General features: G+C 72.7%; 21 protein-coding genes and 1 pseudogene. 6 read left to right on the top strand and 16 right to left on the bottom strand.

The features are described 5' to 3' along the window. Together ACFY2B_RS34610 and ACFY2B_RS34605 are read left to right on the top strand one after the other, a co-directional pair. Window positions 1-200: pseudogene (locus ACFY2B_RS34610) on the top strand (hypothetical protein); the annotation flags it as partial. Between the two features lie 165 nt (window positions 201-365). After that, entirely contained in the window at window positions 366-737 is a 372-nt protein-coding gene (locus ACFY2B_RS34605; protein ID WP_390767023.1) for a 5-carboxymethyl-2-hydroxymuconate Delta-isomerase, read from the top strand. Window positions 738-749: 12 nt separating this feature from the next. Here the strand turns inward: ACFY2B_RS34605 and ACFY2B_RS34600 are convergent, their stop codons facing one another. From ACFY2B_RS34600 to glnII, 9 genes are all read right to left on the bottom strand, one after another. Then, the gene (locus tag ACFY2B_RS34600; RefSeq protein ID WP_390767022.1) at window positions 750-1,439 is read right to left on the bottom strand and encodes a TetR/AcrR family transcriptional regulator; all 690 of its coding nucleotides are present in this window, start codon (window positions 1,437-1,439) and stop codon (window positions 750-752) included. A 68-nt stretch (window positions 1,440-1,507) separates the two neighbouring features. After that, complete coding sequence (locus ACFY2B_RS34595; protein WP_390767021.1) at window positions 1,508-1,996, bottom strand: metal-dependent hydrolase; 489 nt, start codon at window positions 1,994-1,996, stop codon at window positions 1,508-1,510. Window positions 1,997-2,099: 103 nt separating this feature from the next. Next, the gene (locus tag ACFY2B_RS34590) at window positions 2,100-4,031 is read right to left on the bottom strand and encodes a hypothetical protein (protein ID WP_390767020.1); all 1,932 of its coding nucleotides are present in this window, start codon (window positions 4,029-4,031) and stop codon (window positions 2,100-2,102) included. Between the two features lie 274 nt (window positions 4,032-4,305). Then, a complete protein-coding gene (locus tag ACFY2B_RS34585) occupies window positions 4,306-4,833 on the bottom strand; it encodes a tetratricopeptide repeat protein (protein ID WP_390767066.1) in 528 nt (175 codons plus the stop codon). Window positions 4,834-5,063: 230 nt separating this feature from the next. Then, a complete protein-coding gene (locus tag ACFY2B_RS34580) occupies window positions 5,064-5,711 on the bottom strand; it encodes a LuxR C-terminal-related transcriptional regulator (protein WP_390767019.1) in 648 nt (215 codons plus the stop codon). Continuing rightward, window positions 5,696-6,979 (bottom strand): sensor histidine kinase, encoded by a 1,284-nt coding sequence (locus ACFY2B_RS34575; RefSeq protein ID WP_390767018.1) that lies wholly within the window; start codon window positions 6,977-6,979, stop codon window positions 5,696-5,698. Before ACFY2B_RS34575 ends, ACFY2B_RS34580 begins: the two co-directional genes overlap by 16 nt. A gap of 51 nt (window positions 6,980-7,030) precedes the next feature. After that, the gene (locus tag ACFY2B_RS34570; RefSeq protein ID WP_390767017.1) at window positions 7,031-8,086 is read right to left on the bottom strand and encodes an NAD-dependent epimerase/dehydratase family protein; all 1,056 of its coding nucleotides are present in this window, start codon (window positions 8,084-8,086) and stop codon (window positions 7,031-7,033) included. Window positions 8,087-8,161: 75 nt separating this feature from the next. Further along, window positions 8,162-8,788: a winged helix-turn-helix domain-containing protein gene (locus tag ACFY2B_RS34565; protein WP_390767016.1), complete on the bottom strand. Its 627-nt coding sequence runs from the start codon at window positions 8,786-8,788 to the stop codon at window positions 8,162-8,164. Window positions 8,789-9,341: 553 nt separating this feature from the next. Next, on the bottom strand, window positions 9,342-10,379 hold the full coding sequence (gene glnII, locus ACFY2B_RS34560; protein ID WP_390767015.1) for a glutamine synthetase: 1,038 nt from the start codon (window positions 10,377-10,379) through the stop codon (window positions 9,342-9,344). Window positions 10,380-10,967: 588 nt separating this feature from the next. Between glnII and ACFY2B_RS34555 the strand changes: the two genes are divergently transcribed. From ACFY2B_RS34555 to ACFY2B_RS34545, 3 genes are all read left to right on the top strand, one after another. Next, window positions 10,968-11,282: a hypothetical protein gene (locus tag ACFY2B_RS34555; RefSeq protein WP_390767014.1), complete on the top strand. Its 315-nt coding sequence runs from the start codon at window positions 10,968-10,970 to the stop codon at window positions 11,280-11,282. Between the two features lie 178 nt (window positions 11,283-11,460). Beyond that, a complete protein-coding gene (locus ACFY2B_RS34550; protein ID WP_390767013.1) occupies window positions 11,461-12,801 on the top strand; it encodes a DUF2252 domain-containing protein in 1,341 nt (446 codons plus the stop codon). A gap of 49 nt (window positions 12,802-12,850) precedes the next feature. Next, entirely contained in the window at window positions 12,851-12,979 is a 129-nt protein-coding gene (locus ACFY2B_RS34545; RefSeq protein ID WP_390767012.1) for a hypothetical protein, read from the top strand. A 129-nt stretch (window positions 12,980-13,108) separates the two neighbouring features. On the opposite strand, the gene ACFY2B_RS34540 is transcribed toward ACFY2B_RS34545, so the two are convergent. From ACFY2B_RS34540 to glnA, 4 genes are all read right to left on the bottom strand, one after another. Continuing rightward, window positions 13,109-13,741, bottom strand: coding sequence for a hypothetical protein (locus ACFY2B_RS34540; RefSeq protein WP_390767011.1), 633 nt, complete (start codon window positions 13,739-13,741; stop codon window positions 13,109-13,111). Between the two features lie 2 nt (window positions 13,742-13,743). After that, window positions 13,744-14,661, bottom strand: a complete 918-nt coding sequence (gene htpX / locus ACFY2B_RS34535; RefSeq protein ID WP_390767010.1) for a zinc metalloprotease HtpX — start codon at window positions 14,659-14,661, stop codon at window positions 13,744-13,746. 135 nt (window positions 14,662-14,796) lie between these two features. Beyond that, window positions 14,797-15,054, bottom strand: coding sequence for a hypothetical protein (locus tag ACFY2B_RS34530; RefSeq protein ID WP_390767009.1), 258 nt, complete (start codon window positions 15,052-15,054; stop codon window positions 14,797-14,799). A gap of 119 nt (window positions 15,055-15,173) precedes the next feature. Continuing rightward, window positions 15,174-16,583, bottom strand: a complete 1,410-nt coding sequence (glnA, locus tag ACFY2B_RS34525; RefSeq protein ID WP_390767008.1) for a type I glutamate--ammonia ligase — start codon at window positions 16,581-16,583, stop codon at window positions 15,174-15,176. Window positions 16,584-16,794: 211 nt separating this feature from the next. Here glnA and ACFY2B_RS34520 point away from each other — a divergent pair, with 211 nt between their 5' ends. Beyond that, the gene (locus ACFY2B_RS34520; protein WP_390767007.1) at window positions 16,795-17,262 is read left to right on the top strand and encodes an RDD family protein; all 468 of its coding nucleotides are present in this window, start codon (window positions 16,795-16,797) and stop codon (window positions 17,260-17,262) included. Window positions 17,263-17,396: 134 nt separating this feature from the next. Here the strand turns inward: ACFY2B_RS34520 and ACFY2B_RS34515 are convergent, their stop codons facing one another. From ACFY2B_RS34515 to lipA, 3 genes are all read right to left on the bottom strand, one after another. Next, a complete protein-coding gene (locus ACFY2B_RS34515) occupies window positions 17,397-18,098 on the bottom strand; it encodes a DUF4191 domain-containing protein (protein WP_390767006.1) in 702 nt (233 codons plus the stop codon). A gap of 129 nt (window positions 18,099-18,227) precedes the next feature. Beyond that, a complete protein-coding gene (locus ACFY2B_RS34510) occupies window positions 18,228-18,425 on the bottom strand; it encodes a hypothetical protein (RefSeq protein WP_376526290.1) in 198 nt (65 codons plus the stop codon). Window positions 18,426-18,698: 273 nt separating this feature from the next. Continuing rightward, entirely contained in the window at window positions 18,699-19,664 is a 966-nt protein-coding gene (gene lipA / locus ACFY2B_RS34505) for a lipoyl synthase (RefSeq protein WP_390767005.1), read from the bottom strand. Window positions 19,665-19,784 lie beyond the last annotated feature (120 nt).

The raw sequence follows: 19,784 nt of genomic DNA, 5'->3' as shown, positions 1-19,784 counted from the left end.
CGGACCTGCCGGACCTGCCGGACCTGCCGGACCTGCCGGACCTGCCGGACCTGCCGGACCTGCCGGACCTGCCGGACCTGCCGGACCTGCCGGACCTGCCGGACCTGCCGCCCGGTCGGCCGGGAGCCTGGGCCCGACCCGCCGACCCGCCGACCCGCCGACCCGGTCGCCCGGCGACCCCGACACGACGGTCGCGGTGAACTCCTCGGGACAGGTCACCGCCACCCTGGGCGGCAACACGGCCCTGGCCCTCTACGCGGGCAAGCCGTCCTGCTGAGCCGTCGCCACCGACCGGCGCGTACGGTGGTGGCGGCCACCCCGGCCGCGGGCCGGGGCGAGGCCGTCGCCGTGGAACAGGAGCGCAGATGCCGCAGATCACCGTCGACTACTCCCGCACCCTGGAGCCCGCGTTCGACCGCGGGGGCTTCGCGCGGGCGCTGCACGAGGCGGTCGTCGAGATCGCGGCGGCCAAGCCGGACGCGTGCACGACGCAGTTCCGGCCCAGCACGCTCACCGCGTCCGGCTACGCCGACCCGGCCGAAGGGGAGCACGCCGCCGTGCACGTGAGCATCGGACTGCTCGCCGGGCGCGGCGACGAGACGAAGGCCAGGCTCACCGAGGCCGTGCTCGACCTGCTCCGCGAGCACCTCGCGGAGCAGGACGCCACCGTGCACGCCTCCGCCGAGATCCGCGACCTCGACCCGTCGTACCGCAAGTCCGACCGCCGGAGCCGGTGATCGCGGACCGGTTCAGGGCGCCAGGGACACCAGTCGGCCGATCAGTTCCGCCAAGGGACCGTCGGCCGGTTCGTCCTTGACCAGCCCGCGCAGCAGGTCGGCCATCTCCGCATCGTGGGCGGCGCTCACCACGACCAGCGCGGCGAAGTCCTGCACGAGCTGGACCTCCAGTTCGGCGCGCGGAATGCGCCGCCCGTCCAGCCAGATCAACGCGGTCGACTCGGCCAGCGATATCCAGGAGCGGACGATCAGTTCCAGCCGCGCCGGGGCGTGCGCCACCCCGAGATGCGAAAGGATCTGGTCGTACGCGGCCTGCCGTACGGAGTCGACGAGCGCGTTCGTCGTGGAGGAACCGACCGCCGGACCGCCGCGCATCAGTGCCGAGAAACCGGGCCCGTGCTCGTCCACGAAGTCGAAGAACCGGCCCATCACCCGCAGCAGCCGCGGACCGAGCGGGCCTTCCGCGGGCTCCGCGAACCGACCGGCCAACTCCGCCGCGGCCCGCTTCAACGCGGCCTCGTACAGGCTGAGTTTGCCCGGGAAGTAGTGGTAGACGAGCGGGCGTGAGATACCCGCCGCCGACGCTATCTCGTCGATGGAGACCTCGTCGGGGGAGCGGCGGCTGAACAGTTCGAGGGCGACGCCGATCAACTGCTGCCGCCGCTCCTCGACTCCCATTCTGCGGCGAACCCCGGTACTCATACGAACACCTTACCGATCGAATCCAGCCCATCAGGGGCCGGAGCCGTCCCGGTGTCCGTCGGAATCCGTCACATGTCCAGCACCAGCCGGTCGCCGAGGGCCCGCGAGACACAGATCCGCGTCGTCCCGGGCCGCTCCGCGCCGTCCCCCGCCGCGTCGAGGGCCCGGGAAGTGTCCCCGGCCTCGTCCCGGTGGTCCACCTCGCCCGCCAGCACCCGCTGTTGGCGGGTCCCGCAGAACCCCTGCATGCAGGAGTACGGGGTGTCCGGCAGCTCGGCCCGTACGGCGGCCAGCACGGAGGTGCCGGCCGGCACCGTCACGGTGCGCCCGCTGCGCCGGAGTTCGACCTCGAAGGCGTGGCCGCCGTCGGACGGCGCCCGCGGGACGAACCGCCGCTCACCGGCGGGCAGCAGCAGGTGCAGCACGTTGAGGGTGTGCGTGGTGAACGGGTCGTCGGGCACCCAGTGCAGGGGTGTGTCCTCCCGCGAGAAGGACACCTTGCGGGGCTTGAGCGGTATCCGCTCCGACTCCACCGGCCGGGCCTGCTTATTAGACATAACGTCAAGATGCTGATGGGTAGGTAGGAGTGGAACCCTTGTGCACGGACTCGGCGGCGCCGCGGACGACCGACGGCACCGCACGGCCCCACCGGCCGAGCGCTCAGCGCAGCGCGGCGAGCGGGGCCCCGCCGTCGAGGGTGCCCGCCAACTCCGCGCGCGCCCCCTTCTTCGCCCGCGCGGTGAGCAGCCGCCCGTGGACGGACGCGCTGATCCCGCCGGTCGCCCGGATCGACTCGGTGTCCCGGCCGGCCGCGGCCAGCAGGTACCAGGACCCGGCCTCGGACTTCCAGAGCACCCCGGCCAGCACGTGCGGATCGCGCGGACCGCACGCGGCGACGTCCTTGGCCCTGGCGGCGACCGCCCCGTACCGGCCGCCCGGCGTGTGGAACTGGGCGAGCACCGACGTGCCGTCGCCCCGCCAGGTCTCGGCCCGTGTGCACACCCACTCGGCCGTCCCGGTCGCCTCGGGCAGCGCCTGGTCGGCGTAGGCCCAGGCGTTCACGCTCCGCACCCCCGCGGAGCGCTGCGTGGCCAGCGAGCAGGCGAACGGCGCCCATGTGGCCAGCGTCTCGGCCCCACTCCTGCTGGGCGCCTCGCCGACGCCGGGCCGACCGGTGGTGAGCTGGGCCGGAACCAGTTCGCCGAGATCGGTGGCGATCCGGGTGCCCGAGGCGTCGGTCAACTCCAGCGCGTTCCACGACGTGCAGGCGCCGGACCGCAGCGCCGGGCCGGCCAGCGGCGCCGTGATCCCGTCGGTCAGGTCGAGGTCCATCGCGCCCGCGCTCGGCTTCGTCAGGTCGCGCTCGGCGGCCTTCGTCACCCAAGGGGCGGTCAGATAGCGGACGTTGTCGTCGGAGCGGGCCGCCACGATCGCGCTCGCCTCGGCGTCGGTCGCGCCGTCGACGCGGGCCAGGTCGAGGACCGCGACCTTCGCGCCGTCGCTCTTCGGTTCGGCGTACCGGGCGATGCGCAGACCGTCGTAGAGGATCACCACGCGCACGTTGTCGACCTCGCCCGCGTACAGCAGCCGCGGCGGTCCGGCCGGGCCGCCGGTCTGGGTGCCCGGGGTCGCCGAGACGTGCACCGACTCGCCGGGCCGGGCCCAGACCGCGAGCGCGCGGCGCAGCAGGCCGGAGTCGTGGACGAGGGGGCCGCGGGCGGGCCACACCGAGAAGTCGGTGCGGGACGAGGACTTCCACGCCGTCGGGGCGGCCCGGACGAGCTTGCCCGGGTCCAGCGCGGCCTCGGCCGCCGGGTTCTTGGCGTACGCGGGCGCCGCCGCGCCGTCCGGGCCCCAGCCGCCCGGCAGCGCGACGAGGACACCGCACACCGCGAGGGCGACCGCGGCGGCGATCGCCGCCTTGGTGTGCTGCCTGCGCCGCATCAGATCGGTGGGCCGGGCCTGGAGCGAGCAGGGGTCGAACTCCGGGGAGTCGAGCAGCGCGTACTGCGCGGGGACGCCGTTCGCCTCCGTGAGCGCGGCGTCCGGGTCGGCGGCTCCGGCGGCCGCCAGCACCCGGCGCACGTCGGGGTCCGCGAGCCGCTCGGGACCGCGCAGCACGTACGCGGCCCGGGCCGGGCCGGAGAGGGCCGCGAGACGCTGGTCGAGGGCGAGTTCGTCGGCGCCGCCCGAGCGCGGGAACAGTCGCAGGCCCCAGACCTGGGGGAGCAGCGGCGGCAGCTGGGACCGCTTGGGCCACGCGCGGCGTTTCAGCGGGAGCCCCGCCTCCAGGGCCGTACGCACCACTTGGAGCCGTACGAAGGAGTACCCGGGGTCGCTGTCGCGTCCGGTCGACTGGGACGGGATCACCGAGGCCGACGTCCGGCCCCGGGGCAGGGCCCGCTGGACCAGGGCGTGCGCGGTCAGGACGCGCCGGCTGCGGCCGAGTCCCGGTGGCAGCACCAGATAGGCGATCCGGACCAGCCGCGGGTAGTGCTCGACGAGCGCGGCCTCGGCCTGCTCGACATCGATGACCGGGCCGGAGGCTTGGGCGGAGGGTGCGTGACGCTGGGCTACATCCTGTGACTGCACGTCCGGGAGAACGAGCGGGGCGGCGGTTGGTCACCGTCGGCGCGCCCGGTCGCCGCCCGGCCGCGACACCAGTGGTGGGCCGGGCCCGCCGTGCGGTCCGACCGCCCGGTCCCGTGTCCCCGGCCCGGTCCCGTGACCCGCGTCCCCGGGCCGTCATCCGTACGGCGCGGGGCACCTGGCACGGCCGCGGCCGGGTGTGGGGACAGCGGTGTCGGGAGGACGGGCGTGCGGGGCGGCCGCCCCGCACGGGCGGTTCGGCGCCGGCGGTGGCCGGTCAGCCTTCCGGTTCGGTCAGGGCGCGGGCGTACGCGGCCATCGAGCGCTGGTAGCGGGGCAGATGCGGGGCCAGGGCGCCGAGCGCCAGCGACAGGGCCTCGCGGTCGCGGCCGAGGCTGGACAGGCACAGCGCCAGACAGGCCCGCACGGCGTCGTCCAACTCGTCCGGGGGCACGTCCAGCTCGGGGATCAGCAGTTCGGCGCCCTGGTCCGCGCGGCCGGTGTTCCGCAGCGAACTGGCCAGCTGGATCCGGGTCCGGCGGCCCTTGTAGCGGCTGGCCTCGTCGAGCCCGCGGGCCAGTGCCTCCCGGTACAGCGTCACCGCCCGGTCCGAGTGCCCGGTCGAGTCCCAGGCGCAGGCCCGCTCGAAGGGGCCCAGCGGGCTGCCCTCGGGCAGCTCGGCCGCCAGCGCGTCGATCACCGCCCGGAAGTCGGCGGCGGCGTCCTCCGGATAGTCGTCGAAGGCCGCCCAGGCGGCGGTCACCCGGTCTTCCCAGTCCTGGTTCACCGGGCCACCTTCGCACAGGTCCAGCCGTCCGGGACAGCGGATTCGAGCGGGCGGCGGGTGCCGTTCGAGCGGCTTCCGCGCGGGGCGGCGTCGAGGCGCCCGACAGGAGTGCGGCGGCGCGCCCTCTCGCACGGGGCCGGTCCCAGGGGTGGTCGGCGGGCGCACGGATTCATCGGAGGCACCCAGGGCCGCTCGGGCCCAACACACCCTTGAACGTTGGGAGTTGCGATGCCGAAAGCCTCGGGTGGTCAGCGGTCGAGGTAGGCGAGGACGGCCAGGACGCGCCGGTTGTCGTCGTCCGAGACCTCAAGTCCCAGCTTGGCGAAGATGTTGGAGGTGTGCTTCGCGATGGCCCGTTCGGTGACGACGAGCTGCCCGGCGATCGCCGCGTTCGACCGGCCCTGCGCCATCAGCTCCAGCACTTCCAGCTCCCGGGGCGTCAGGCCGCCCAGCGGCCGGTCGGCGGCCACCCGCCGGGACAGCAACTGCTGGATCACCTGCGGGTCCATCGCGGTACCGCCCGCCGCCACCCGGCGTACGGCGTCCACGAACTGCTCGGCGTCGAACACCCGGTCCTTCAGCAGATACCCCACCCCGCCGTCGCCGTCGGCGAGCAGCTCGCGCGCGTACAGCTGCTCCACGTGCTGCGAGAGGACCAGCACCGGCAGCCCCGGCCGGTCCCGGCGGGCCGCGAGCGCGCACTGCAGGCCCTCGTCGGTGTGCGTCGGCGGCAGCCGTACGTCGACCACCGCCACGTCCGGCCGCAGCTCGGCGAGCGCCCGGGTCAGTTCGGGCCCCGACTCGACGGCCGCGGCGATCTCGAAGTCGTAGGCCGCCAGCAGCCGGACCAGCCCGTCCCGCAGCAGGAACAGGTCTTCGGCTAGGACAACACGCACGGAATCTCCATGGTCACCATGGTGGGACCGCCCTCGGGGCTGCTGACGGCCAGGATGCCGTCGAATGTACCCAGTCGCCGTTCGATTCCGGAGAGCCCGGAACCGGCTCCGAGCGCCGCGCCGCCCCTGCCGTTGTCGGTGACCGCGATCCGCAGTGCCCCGCCGTCCTGCGCCACATGGTGCAGATCGACCCAGATCCGGTCGGCGCCGGAGTGCTTGACCGCGTTGGTGAGCACCTCACTGATCGCGAAGTAGGCGGCCGATTCGACCGGCGCGTCCGCCCGCCCGTCCAGCTCCACGTTCACCTCGGCGGCCACCGGCAGCCGCAGCGCCAGCGCCCGTACGGCGTCCCCGAGCCCGCGTTCGGCCAGCACCGGCGGATGGATGCCCCGGACCAGGTCACGCAGTTCGGCCAGGGCCTCGGCGGAGCTGCGGCGGGCCTGCGCGAGGAGGTGCCGCGCCTGCGCCGGGTCCTTGTCGAGCAGCGCCTCGACGGTCCCCAGGTCCATGCCCATCGCGACGAGTCGGGCCTGCGCGCCGTCGTGCAGGTCCCGCTCGATGCGGCGCAGCTCGGCGGCGGAGCTGTCCACCGCGTCCCGCCGGGTCTCGGTCAGCACCCGCACCCGCTCGGCGAGCCCGCCCTGACCGGCCGCGAGCACCGAACGGGTGAGCAGGAAGTGGACGCGCAGCAGAGCCGGGACGAGGGCGTACGCCGTGCCGGCCAGCACCAGGCCGAGCAGCCCGGCGAGCAGCGCGCTGCCCTGCCCCGAGATCGGCACGAACCCGTACCAGTAGCCGGTCCGGCTGCCGTCCGTGCAGACCCGCCACAGCCCGGCCGCCAGCGCGACGCCCTCCACCGGATACGCCAGCAGGGCCGCGGGCAGCAGCGCGGTGGCGAACCCGGCCGTCATGTCCGTCATGAGCCAGCCGAGGTCCCGCCAGGTCGCCGGGTCGCCGAGCATGCCGAAGGTGCGCGCCCACGGGTTGGCGCCCGCGGGCAACGGCCGGTACCCGGGCGGTATCCGCACCCCGCACCACTGCGCGGCCAGCAGCCGCCGCCAGTTCGCGAACGCCCGCACCCCGGTCAGCACCCAGGGCGTCGTGACGATCCCGATGCCCAGCACGATGAGCGCGATCGACAGCACCGACAGCACGAACAGGGTGATCGAACCGGCGAGCGCGACGACCGAGAGGGCGAGCCCCCGCGCGCCGGCGAGCACGACGGCGGAGGTCCGGCCAGTCCTGGGGTGTCCGCTCCTCGTGTCCATGCCGCCAGTCTCGCCGAACCGGCGGCCCCGGTCACGGGGCGGAACCCCCGGTCAGGGGGTGGTGTCAGCTACACCCCCGGCCACCTCCGGCACCTCCCCGGCCACCCCGGAGGCGGCGGCGAGCACCCGCGCCTCCACCTCCGGGTCCAGGCCCTTGCGCAGACGGTCCGGCCGCTGCGGTGCCCGGCCGCCGGTCTCCCGCAGCCACGCCCAGGTGTCGGCGACGGTCTCCCGGACCGGACGGCACACCAGCCCCGTGGCCAGCGCCCGCGAGACGTCCGCGCGGTGCAGGGCCTCGTACAGGTCGCCGCCCGGCGGCACCCACACCGGCAGCTCCACCCACGGTTCGATGCCGGCGTCCAGCACCGCCCGCGGATCGATCCAGCGCAGCTGCGCCTCCGCGCCGGTCGCCTCGGCGCACGCCGCGAGGAGGCCGCCCATCGTGGTGTGCCCGGGCGGGCTCACCAGGTTGTACGGGCCGCCGAGCCCCCGCTCCACCGCCCTGAGCGTCCACTCGGCCAGATCGCGCACGTCGACGTACTGCACGGGCAGATCGCGCGGGCCGGGCGCCAGGACCGGGCCGCCGCGGGCGATCCGGGTCAGCCACCAGGGCAGCCGGCCGACGTTCTCGTACGGACCGAGGATCAGCCCGGCCCGCACCAGCAGCGCGTCGTCCGCGCCGAACGCCGCCACGGCGGCCAGCTCCCCGCCCCGCTTGTCCCGCGCGTAGTCGGTCTGCCCGGCACCGGCCTCCGCGCCCTCGACCAGCGACGCGTCCTCGCCGCGCCCGCCCGCCGGGGGATAGGCGTACACCGAACGGCTGGAGATGTACACATAGCGGCCGGCGCGGCCCCGCAGCAGCCGCGCCGCGTCCCGCACGGCGCGCGGCGCCGCCGACCAGGTGTCGACGACGGCGTCCCAGGGGCCGCCCGCGGCGAGCGCGGCGAGCCCGTCGGCGGCGGTGCGGTCGCCGTGCAGCGACCGCACGCCGGGCGGCGCCGCGTGCCGTCCGCGGTGGAAGACGGTCACCTCCCAGCCACGCCGGAGCGCCGACTCCACGACGGCCCGCCCCACGAACTCCGTACCGCCCAGCACCAGAAGTCTCATGCCGGTCACTGTGCCCGGTGCGGTCGCGGGGCGGAACCGGATCTGCCGACAGCAGAGCGCGCGGTCCGGGCCTGGTCAGCGTCCGGTCGGCGGCGTGTACTTGTAGCCGACGCGGCGCACCGTCTGGATCGTCCGGCGGTGCTCGGCGCCCAGTTTGCGGCGCAGCCGGGCGATGTGGACGTCCACGGTGCGTCCGTCGCCGACGTGGCCGTAGCCCCACACCGTGGTGACCAGCTGGTCGCGGGTGTGCACCCGGCCCGGATGGGCCACGAGGTGGGCGAGCAGTTCGAACTCCAGGTAGGTGAGGTCGAGGTCGCGGCCGTCCACCTGGGCGGTGCGCTGGGCGGTGTCGATGCGGACCAGCGGGTCGCCCGCGGGCGCGGGGTCCGGGGCGGGCCCGGTCTCCGCCTTGTCGGGCACCACGACCGGCGGGAAGGGCAGTTGCCGGTCGGCCGGGACCAGTACCAGGTAGCCGACCATCGGCGGCTGCCCGGGCAGGGTGGGCACGGTGTGCTGCGGTGCCGGCAGCCAGGTGGTGCCCGGCGGCAGCAGGCCCGCGACGTTGTTCAGGTTCTCGACCGGGGCGGGGCGGGGCGGGGCCCATTCCTCGTCCCGGTCGACGGCGCGCAGCCGGTGCCGGGTGCCGGACGGCTGGGACGCGGCGGGGAGGGTGGCGGTATTGAGAGGACGCGTGGTCGCCATGAGAGGTCAGCTCTTTCGCGCGAGAGGTTCGTCGGGCGGGTCGACGGCCGATTCGTGGTCGGGCACGCCGGGGACGTTCGTCGTTTCGCGCTGGCCGAAGGCCGGGATGTACGGCTTTAGAGGGCCCGCGCGTTCCGCGCGCGGCAACACACCCGGTCGAAGTCGTGGTGCTGACGGGAAGGCCAGAACGGCTCAAGGTCGTAACGACCCGTCGCGGTGTGTTCCTGGAAGCTGGCCATGGGCCCATTGAAGCAGACACCGGCCCGCAACAGGACCCTCCTCTCACTGCTCGGACGCTTCCTTGGCGGGAAGTTGACACAGCCCGCTGCCGGTCGCCGGGCCTCCGCCCGGGGCCAGGGACGTGATCTCGGACCTGCTGTCCCGATCGCCGTCCCACATGGCGGACAGCCCTGCTGCGCCCGGTGCTGCTCGGCGCCGCCCGGTACCGGCCGGCGCCGCCCGGCGGCTCCGGCGGTGCGCGGGCGGCCACGCGAAAGGGCGCCCACCGGCTGTCTCCAGCGGTGGGCGCCCCTGCGCGCGGCCTTGGCGCGGATCAGACCTGGCCGGCCTTCTCCAGCGCGGCGCAGCAGGTGTCGACCAGGAGACGGGTCACCACGTACGGGTCGACGTTGGCGTTGGGACGGCGGTCCTCGATGTAGCCCTTGCCGTCCTTCTCGACCTGCCACGGGATGCGGACCGAGGCGCCGCGGTCGGAGACGCCGTAGGTGTACTTGTCCCACGGGGCGGTCTCGTGCAGCCCGGTCAGGCGCTCGTCGATGCCGGCGCCGTAGTGCTTGACGTGGTCGAGCGGCTTGGAGCCCTCGCCGAGCGACTCGCAGGCGGTGATGATCGCGGCGTAGCCCTCGGGTCCTTCGCGCATCGCCTTGGTGGAGAAGTTGGTGTGCGCGCCCGCGCCGTTCCAGTCGCCCTTGACCGGCTTCGGGTCGAGGGTGGCGGAGACGCCGAAGTCCTCGGCGGTGCGGTAGAGCAGCCAGCGGGCCACCCACAGCTCGTCGGCGACCTGGAGCGGGGACAGCGGTCCGACCTGGAACTCCCACTGGCCGGGCATGACCTCGGCATTGATGCCGGAGAGGCCGAGTCCGGCCTTCAGGCAGTGGTCGAGGTGGGCCTCGACGACCTCGCGGCCGAAGATCTCGTCGGCGCCGACGCCGCAGTAGTAGCCGCCCTGCGGGGCCGGGAAGCCGCCCTCGGGGAAGCCGAGCGGGCGGGAGCCCTCGAAGAAGGTGTACTCCTGCTCGATGCCGAACACCGGCTCCTGCGCGGCGAACCGCTCGGCCACCTCGGCCAGCGCGGCCCGCGTGTTGGAGGCGTGCGGGGTGAGGTCGGTGTTCAGGACCTCGCACAGCACCAGGATGTCGTCGCCGCCGCGGATCGGGTCGGGACAGCTGAGGACCGGCTTGAGCACGCAGTCCGAGGCGCGCCCCTCGGCCTGGTTGGTGGAGGACCCGTCGAAGCCCCAGATCGGCAGCTCGGCGCCCTTCGCGGCGTCACCAAGGATCTTCGTCTTGGAACGCAGCTTGGCCGTCGGCGCGGTGCCGTCGATCCAGATGTACTCAGCCTTGAAGCTCACGGGCCACATCCTTCGAGGTGGGTCTGGGCGCACTTGCGGGTGCCGCGGCGCTACGGCACTGGGGCGCCGCGTCTCTTGCCGGGCAGCCTGTCAACGGGCGATTTCCCGGTCATTGCCCGGCTGTGAACCCCGTGTTACCCGGCGGCCCTGTGCTGCGGCTCACGTTCCGGGGTGGCCCGTGCGGGGTAGGGCGGACCCTCCACCGTGCCCCGTACCCGTGCTCGCCCCGCCCGCCTCGGATCTTCGGCGGCCGGTCGCACGGGCGCGGCCGGCCTCGGCGCCCGCGGGTTGTCTACGGCGGGAACGCGGAAAGGAGGGCTGCCGACCCCCGCCACCACGGCGGCGCCCGCGAGCGGCACGCGCTGCCTCTGCGTCGGCTCGCGGCACCCCTGAACCGCTCCTGCCGGAGGTGCGCGCCCCCCCTCTGTTCGAATTTCCTGACTCCCCTCCCGTCCCACCCCGAACTGCCGTGACAGGCTGTCAATTTCAGTTCCCACCAGCGACTTTGATGGATCTGCGGGCTCCTCGAATGTCAGTGGCGGGCAGTAGAATGGAGGCAGTGTTCGAGAACGCGACAGGAGGATGTCCGTGCCCGCTGCCGCACTGAAGCCGAAACCGTTGCCGACCCAATCCACCGCGAAGCGCCCCGTCCAGCTCGAACTGCCGTACGCACCGGTGATGAAACGTCCACTGCCGCCCGGCCGCCCGCGTGAGTGGTACGTGACGCACAACCGCCGCCTCAAGGCGATGCGGCTCGCCATAGCCCTGCTCGACTCGGGCGTCTACGTTCCCCGCCAGGCCCACAACGAGACGATCCGCAGCACGGCGGAACAGATCGGCGTCCACCCGCCGTCGGACATGACGTGCCACATGGTGCGGGCGTTCATGCGCTACAGCCGCTGAGGCCGGTGCCGGGCGCCCCGCCCCGCGGGGTGCCCGCCGCCGTCCGGCCGACGGTGCGCGCGCCGGCCGTCGGCGCGCGCACCGTCACCCGTTCGCCGGGCTGGACATGCGGACGCGCGGCATGCCGACTTCACTTCGATCAGATCAGGAGGTGACGGGAGCCAGGGAGGCGAGTCGCATGCCCACAGCCGTGGACCGCGCAGACAGCGGCAAGGCCGCCCGCAAACGGGTGTCCCGCTCCGCGCACGCCGGGTGGCTGCCGCCCGTGGACCGGCCCGACCCGGTCGCGCTGCTGGAGCGGCAGGGCCGGGACCGGCTGCCGGAGCTGCTGCCGGTCCGGTACGGGCGGATGGCCGCCTCGCCGTTCGCCTTCCTGCGCGGTGGCGCCGCCGTCATGGCCGCCGATCTGGCCGCGCAGCCGCACACCGGGCTCACCGTGCAGTTGTGCGGCGACGCCCATCTGCTCAACTTCGGCGTGTACGCCTCCCCGGAGCGGTCCCTGCTGTTCGACCTCAACAACTTCGACGAAACCTTCCGCGGCCCCTTCGAATGGGACGTCAAACGGCTCGCCGCCTCCGTGGCCGTGGCCGCCCGCGAGAACGGGCACTCCGACCCGCGGGCCCACCGGGCGGTGCGCGAGACCGCCGCCGCCTACCGCACCTCGATGCGGCGGCTGGCCCGCCTCGGTGAACTGGCCGTCTGGTACGAGCGCATCGACGCCGACAGCCTGCTGCCCCTGGTCCGTGCGGCCCACGGCTCCCGGCGTCCCGGGCCCAGTCTCACCCGGGCCCGCCGCCGCACCAGTCTCCAGGCCCTCCACAAGCTCACGGAGGTGGTGGACGGGCAGCGGCGCATCATCCACGACCCGCCGCTGCTCGAACCCGCCGGGCCGGGCGACGCGGCCTCCCTGCGCAAGATCTTCAGCGACTACCGCTCCACGCTGTCCGAGGAACGCCGCCTCCTCCTCGACCGCTACCGCTTCGTCGACGCCGCGCGGGAGGTCGTCGGCGTCGGCAGCGTCGGTATCCGCTGCTTCGTCGTGCTGCTGGCCGGGCAGGGCGCCGACGATCCGCTGCTGCTGCGGATCAAGGAGGCCCGCAAGGCCATCCTGGAGGAGCACCTGCCGAGCGGCCCCTACGTCCATCCCGGACACCGGGTGGTCGCCGGGCAGCGGCTGCTCCAGGCCGCCGGGGACGTCTTCCTCGGCTGGATGACGGGGCCGCAGGGCCGCGCCTTCTACTGGCGCCAGCTGCGCGACGTGAAGGGCGTCGCCGAGGTGGCCGGAATGAGCCCGAACCGCCTCCTGGGCTACGGGCGGCTGTGCGGCACCGCGCTCGCCCGCGCCCACGCCCGCTCGGGCGACCGCGTCGCCATCGCCTCCTACCTGGGCACGGCCGAGACCTTCGACCACGCGGTCGCCGACTTCGCGCTCCGCTACACCGACCAGACCGACGCCGACCACGCGGCCCTCGGCGCCGCCGTCGCCGCCGGGGTGGTACGGGCGACCCCCGGGCTCTGACCGGTCCGGGTCGCCGGGCCGGACTTCGCGACCCGGGGATCACGGGTGGATGCTCGCCGTCGCCGTCGCCGTCGCCGTCGCCGTCGCCGTCGCCGTCGCCGTGGGCCTGTGGGCGGGAGGGGCGTTGGGGTGGCGGGCCGGGCGGGTGTGGAGCGGTGCTGGGACAGCAGGCAGGTAAAGGGCGCCGGGGCAGGTGGAGCCGGGCCGAGCCGGGAGCAGCTGAGGTGACGGAGACGCCCCGGACCCGGAACCCCCGGGTTCGGCCGGGTTCAGGGTCCCGGGGATTCCGGGGATTCCGGGTCCCCGGTCACAGCCCGGGTGCGCCCCACACCGGGAACCAGCGGCTCAGGTCCTCCTCGATCCGCAGATCGTCCGCGAGGGCCGACTTCACCTGGAGCTCCAGCGCGTTGTCGCGCCGCTCGGCGGCGCCGGGCAGCGGGGCGAACGGGTAGAAGGTGCCCCGTTTGTAGAGGTAGACCAGGGCGAGCCGCCGTCGGCCGCCCACCGCGTCCTTGTTCTCGAACCCGGCCAGCGAGCACAGCAGCTGCGGGCCGAAGCCGTTGACCTCCATCGAGCTGTTCACCGCGTGCAGGTCGTTGACCAGCTCGGGGAGCTGGCCCGGCGTGCGCTGCGACACCAGCCAGGAGTAGCCGTAGTCGTCCTGCCGCAGCTCCACCGGCGGGGCCCCGGGCGCCGCGCCCCGCTCGTGCAGCGGCGACCCCTCGCGCTCGGCGTCCGCGTCCAGCAGGGCCCGTACCTCGCGCTGCGTCTGCTCGAAGGCCGCGCCCTCGACCGACGCGAAGCACACCGCGCCGCCGCCGGTCGGGGTGAACCCGGCCGCGGCCTCCAGCGTCACGGCCGCCGAGGGCAGCGCGAACAACTGGTCGAGGTCGGGCGCGACGGGCTTCGTACGCCCGAGGAGGATGTCCAGGAACCCCATGCTCAGCCCGCCTTGCCCGGCATGGCCGCCTCACCCAGCTCGGCGGAGATCCGGCTCAGCTGCTCCAGCCGCTTCTCCAGGCTGGGGTGGGTGGAGAACAGCCGCGACAGGCCCGGCTCGGCACCCAGCGCCGGGCTGAAGTAGAAGGCGTTGAACGCCTGCGCCGTGCGCAGGTCCTTCGTCGGGATCCGGGCGATGTCCCCGTCGACCTTGGTCAGCGCGGACGCGAGGGCCGAGGGGCGGCCCGTCAGGAAGGCGGCGGCGCGGTCGGCGGCCAGCTCGCGATACCGGGACAGCGCCCTGATCAGCATGAAGCTGATCGCGTACACGGCCGCGGAGACGCCCATGATGATCGCGAAGATCGCCAGGGTGTTCTGGTCCCGGCGTCCGCGGAACAGCTCCGAGTAGAAGGCGAACCGCACCATCAGACCGGCCAGGACGCCGAGGAAGGACGCGACGGTGATCACGGCGACGTCCCGGTGCGCCACGTGCGACAGCTCGTGCGCCAGCACGCCCTCCAGCTCCGCGGGCTCCAGCCGGCGCAGCAGGCCGGTGGTCACGCAGATCACCGCGTGATCGGCGTTGCGGCCGGTCGCGAACGCGTTCGGCATGTCGATGTCCGACACGGCGACCACGGGTTTGGGCATGTCCGCCTGCGCGCACAGGCGGTCGATCACGCCGTGCAGGTCCGGATACTCCTCGCGTTCCACGATCCGGCCGTGCATGGCGTACAGCGCGACCCGGTCGGAGAACCAGTACTGGGCAAGGAGGACCCCGGCCGCGATCACCACGACCAGCAGCCACGACTTCAACACTGTGATCAGCACGGCCACGAAGGCCACGTACAGCAGCCCGAGCAGGAACAGTGTGGTCACCATTCGCACGGTCAGCCGTCGGTCGCTCCTAAAGCGGCTCTGCATCTGCATCACCCCGCAGTCACGCACTCGTCCCGCTGTCCAGTGTGCACCTGGCGGGTGTGAAGGTGGCGTCGGGATCGGCCCTGGGACGGGCAAAGATTCGGTGCCGGAGGTGCCGGCGGTGCCGACAGGGCGACGTCAGTAGGGCGACCGGGTCTGGGCCCAGCCCAGCAGCAGGATCACCACGGCGACGCAGCCGAGCACGATCGCCGTCGATGTCCAGGAGGAGCGGCGCGGGGCGTTCCGCTCCGGGTCGGCACGGAACGGGGCGGGGTCGGGCGGGTTCTCCTTCCAGCGGGCGGCGAGCATCCTGGCCCGGGCGGAGGGCTCTTTGTGCTCGGCCTCGTCGGCCCACTTGACATCGAACTCGCGTTCGAGATCGTCCCGCTCGGACATCCCGGAGCCCCCCTGCGTCCCGATGGTTCCTGTCGAACAACTGTGCAGCACACCATACGGCGGCGCCCCCGCCCTGCAAAACAGGGACGGGGGCGCCGGAGCCTCGCGTGCGCGTCAGATCACACGTCGAAGTACAGCTCGAACTCGTGCGGGTGCGGACGCAGCTGGAGCGGAGCGATCTCGTTCGTGCGCTTGTAGTCGATCCACGTCTCGATCAGGTCCGGGGTGAAGACATCGCCCTGGAGCAGGAACTCGTGGTCGGCTTCGAGCGACGCGAGGACGGCCGGGAGCGAGGTCGGGACCTGCGGGACGCCCGCGTGCTCCTCGGGGGCCAGCTCGTACAGGTCCTTGTCGATCGGCTCGGCCGGCTCGATCTTGTTCTTGATGCCGTCCAGGCCCGCGAGGAGCAGCGCCGAGAAGGCGAGGTACGGGTTGCCGGAGGAGTCGGGCGCGCGGAACTCGACGCGCTTGGCCTTCGGGTTGGAACCCGTGATCGGGATGCGCATGGCCGCGGAGCGGTTGCGCTGCGAGTAGACCAGGTTGACCGGGGCCTCGAAACCGGGCACCAGGCGGTGGTACGAGTTCACCGTCGGGTTGGTGAAGGCCAGCAGCGACGGGGCGTGCTTGAGGATGCCGCCGATGTAGTAGCGGGCGGTGTCCGACAGGCCCGCGTAGCCCTGCTCGTCGTAGAACAGCGGCTCACCGCCGGTCCACAGCGACTGGTGGACGTGCATGCCCGAGCCGTTGTCGCCGAAGATCGGCTTCGGCATGAAGGTCGCGGTCTTGCCGTTGCGCCAGGCGACGTTCTTCACGATGTACTTGAAGAGCTGGAGGTCGTCGGCGGCGGCGAGCAGCGTGTTGAACTTGTAGTTGATCTCGGCCTGGCCGGCGGTGCCCACCTCGTGGTGCTGGCGCTCGACCTTCAGGCCGTTCTTCTCCAGCTCCAGGGAGATCTCGGCGCGCAGGTCGGCGAAGTGGTCGACCGGCGGGACCGGGAAATAGCCGCCCTTGTAACGGACCTTGTACCCGCGGTTCCCCTCCAGCGCGCCGGTGTTCCAGGCGCCGGCCTCGGAGTCGATCTCGTAGAAGGAGCCGTTGGCCCGGGTCTCGAAGCGGGCCGAGTCGAAGACGTAGAACTCGGCCTCGGGGCCGAAGTACGCGGTGTCCGCGATCCCGGTGGAGGCGAGGTAGGTCTCCGCCTTCTTCGCCACGTTGCGCGGGTCACGGGAGTACTGCTCGCCCGTGATCGGGTCGTGGATGAAGAAGTTGATGTTGAGGGTCTTGTCGCGCCGGAACGGGTCGACCCGGGAGGTCGACAGGTCCGCGCGCAGCGCCATGTCGGATTCGTGAATGGCCTGGAAACCACGGATCGAGGATCCGTCGAAGGCCAGCTCCTCGTCCGGGTCGAACGCATCGACGGGCACCGTGAAGTGCTGCATCATGCCCGGCAGGTCGCAGAAGCGGACGTCGATGAACTTGACGTCCTCGTCCGCGATGAACTTCTTGGCCTCGTCGGCGTTCTGGAACATCCAGCTCCTCCTACTCCCGACCGTCCTGTCGCCGGGGTGGTAGATCGTTCGTGCGGCCAGTGCGGTGGCACACGCTGGGTCGACCCTAGGGACGGGTGGTTTCTCGGGCGTGACCCATTTGTTTCGCTGAAGTTAACCGGCCCAGGTTCCACCGTAGCCCCGGCGGCCCCCGCCGTCTCCCGGTCGATTGCGGGCGCAGTACCGTGGACGGGTGGACAACAGGCAAGCAATGGGATCGTGGCTCTCCGGGCCCCGCGCCGCCCTGGAAGAGGCGGGTGCCGACTTCGGGCACCGGGGTGAACGGCTCGGTCTGCCGGAGACGGGTCCGGGCTCGATCGCCGGCCCGGGCCGGCGCCTCGGCGCGCTGGCCGTGGACTGGGGGCTGTGCCTCTTGATCGCATACGGCCTGATCACGGACAGCTACAACCGGGCGGCCCAGGTCTGGGCCCCGCTCATCCTGTTCGTCCTGATCCTGCTCACCGTCGGTACGATCGGCTTCACGCCGGGCAAGCGGATCTTCGGCCTCCGTGTGGTCGCCCTGGACACCGGCCGGGTCAACCCGCTGCGCGTCCTGCTGCGTACGGTCCTGCTGTTCCTCGCCCTCCCGGCGCTGATCTGGGACCGCGACGGCCGCGGACTGCACGACCGCCTGGCCCGCACGGTCGAAATCCGCAGCTGACGGTCGCACACGACGGTCCGCAGCTGACGGGCGCATACGACGAAGGGGGCGGCCGGAGTGATCCGGCCGCCCCCTCGCTCTTCGTTCGCGGTCGTCGTCCGGTCGCCGTACCGGGACCGGTTTCGTCGTACGGGTCAGCGGGGCTTCTGTCCGCCCTTCGGCATCCGCATGCCCTTGGGCATCGGGCCCTTCGGCAGCGGCATGTTGCTCATCAGGTCGCCCATGGCGCGCAGCCGGTCGTTGGTGGCCGTCACCTGCGGGCCGCTCAGGACGCGCGGGAACTTCAGCATGGTCGTGCGCAGCTTCTTCAGCGCGATCTGGTGCTCGCCGGTGCCGACCATCACGTCGTGCACCGGCACGTCCGCCACGACGCGGTTCATCTTCTTCTTCTCGGCGGCCAGCAGCGTCTTGACGCGGTTCGGGTTGCCCTCCGCGACCAGCACGATGCCGGCCTTGCCGACGGCCCGGTGCACGACGTCCTGGCTGCGGTTCATCGCCACCGCGGGGGTCGTCGTCCAGCCCCGGCCGATGTTGTCGAGCACGGCCGCGGCGGCGCCCGGCTGGCCCTCCATCTGCCCGAAGGCGGCCCGCTCGGCGCGGCGGCCGAAGACGATCGCCGCCGCGAGGAAGCCGAGCAGCAGGCCCAGGATGCCGAGATAGACCGGGTGACCGATCAGAAAGCCGATCGCGAGGAGGACACCGAAGGTGACGATGCCGACAGCCGCGAGTACAAGACCGATCGTCTTGTCGACCTTGCGGGTCATCTTGTACGTCAGGGCGATCTGTTTCAGTCGCCCGGGGTTCGCAGCGTCCGCTGCGGATTCCTTCCTCGCCATGCCACGAAGTCTACGTGGCTCCGGAAGCGCCTTCGACGGCAGTGTTTTTGGCGGCTTTGGCGAACTTGGCGAACTTGGTGAATTTGGCGGCTTCGGTCGCTTTGGCGGCCGGATCCGGGCGGCCGGGCGTCAGGAGCGGGTGGCGGCCCGCTCCAGGACGCGCTCCGCCTCGACCCGGTCCTGGGCGCGGCGGCGGTCCTCCAGGACCGAGGTCCAGGCGTTGCGGCGGGCGGTGCGCTGACCGGCGCTCATGAGCAGGGACTCGACGGCGCGGAGCGCGCCGGTGAAGCTCGGGATGGCGGTGGCGCGAACGGGCGCGGCCTGCATGGTGGAGGTCCCCCCTCGAAACGGCTCCGGGAACGGGTGCACGTGGTGTGAATCCAAGGTCACTGTTCGGTGTTACCAGGGCGTGACCGACCGGTCAAACACCGATGAAGGCTGGATACGGGGGCCGAAACGGTGACGCGGCCCCGGCGCGCGCCTCCCATCTGGGAGGACGGCCGGGGCCGCGGTTCATCCGTTCTCTACTGGCGGGTAACGAGGTGTGTGCGAACTCATACGAGTCCACGGCCCTTACCGCGCAAGCGAAGTGACGGCCGGTCAGACGGCCTGGGCGGCGACGAACGCGCCGCGCTTCTCGACGGCCATCTGGTACAGCCGCCCGGCACGGTAGGAGGACCGTACCAGCGGTCCGGACATCACGCCCGAGAAGCCGATCTGCTCGGCCTCCTCCTTCAGCTCGACGAACTCCTGCGGCTTGACCCAGCGTTCCACGGGGTGGTGGCGCACGGACGGCCGCAGGTACTGGGTGATGGTGATCAGCTCGCAGCCCGCGTCGTGCAGCTGCCGCAGCGCCTCGCCGACCTCCTCGCGGGTCTCGCCCATGCCGAGGATCAGGTTCGACTTGGTGACCAGGCCGTAGTCGCGGGCCTCCGTGATGACCTTCAGGGAGCGCTCGTAGCGGAAGCCGGGGCGGATCCGCTTGAAGATCCGCGGCACCGTCTCGACGTTGTGCGCGAAGACCTCGGGCCGGGCCGAGAAGACCTCCGCCAGCTGCCCGGGGACCGCGTTGAAGTCGGGGGCCAGCAGCTCCACCTTGGTCCGGCCGCCCTCGCGGTCCGCGGTCTGCCGGTGGATCTCGCGCACGGTCTCCGCGTACAGCCAGGCGCCACCGTCGGCCAGGTCGTCGCGGGCCACACCGGTGATGGTGGCGTAGTTCAGGTCCATCGTGACCACGGACTCGCCCACCCGGCGCGGCTCGTCGCGGTCCAGCGCCTCGGGCCTGCCGGTGTCGATCTGGCAGAAGTCGCAGCGCCGGGTGCACTGGTCGCCGCCGATGAGGAAGGTCGCCTCGCGGTCCTCCCAGCACTCGTAGATGTTCGGGCAGCCGGCTTCCTGGCAGACCGTGTGCAGACCCTCGCTCTTGACCAGGTTCTGCATCTTCGTGTACTCGGGACCCATTTTCGCGCGGGTCTTGATCCACTCGGGCTTGCGCTCGATGGGGGTCTGGCTGTTGCGGACCTCCAGGCGCAGCATCTTGCGTCCGTCTGGTGCGACTGCGGACACGACCGGCTCCTAGCGATTGATTCTTCGGCGACTTTCAGGGTACGCCCGTTGATTTGAATGCCCGGCGGTGGTGCTGCCCCGCCGGCGGCTGCCGCCCGTCGGCTTCTGTCCCGGCCGGAA

The sequence above is a fragment of the Streptomyces sp. NPDC001270 genome (genome assembly GCF_042896695.1).
Classification (GTDB): Bacteria; Actinomycetota; Actinomycetes; order Streptomycetales; family Streptomycetaceae; genus Streptomyces.
Note: the sequence above shows the minus strand (reverse complement) of the source record. Positions and strands in the feature narration are given on the sequence as shown.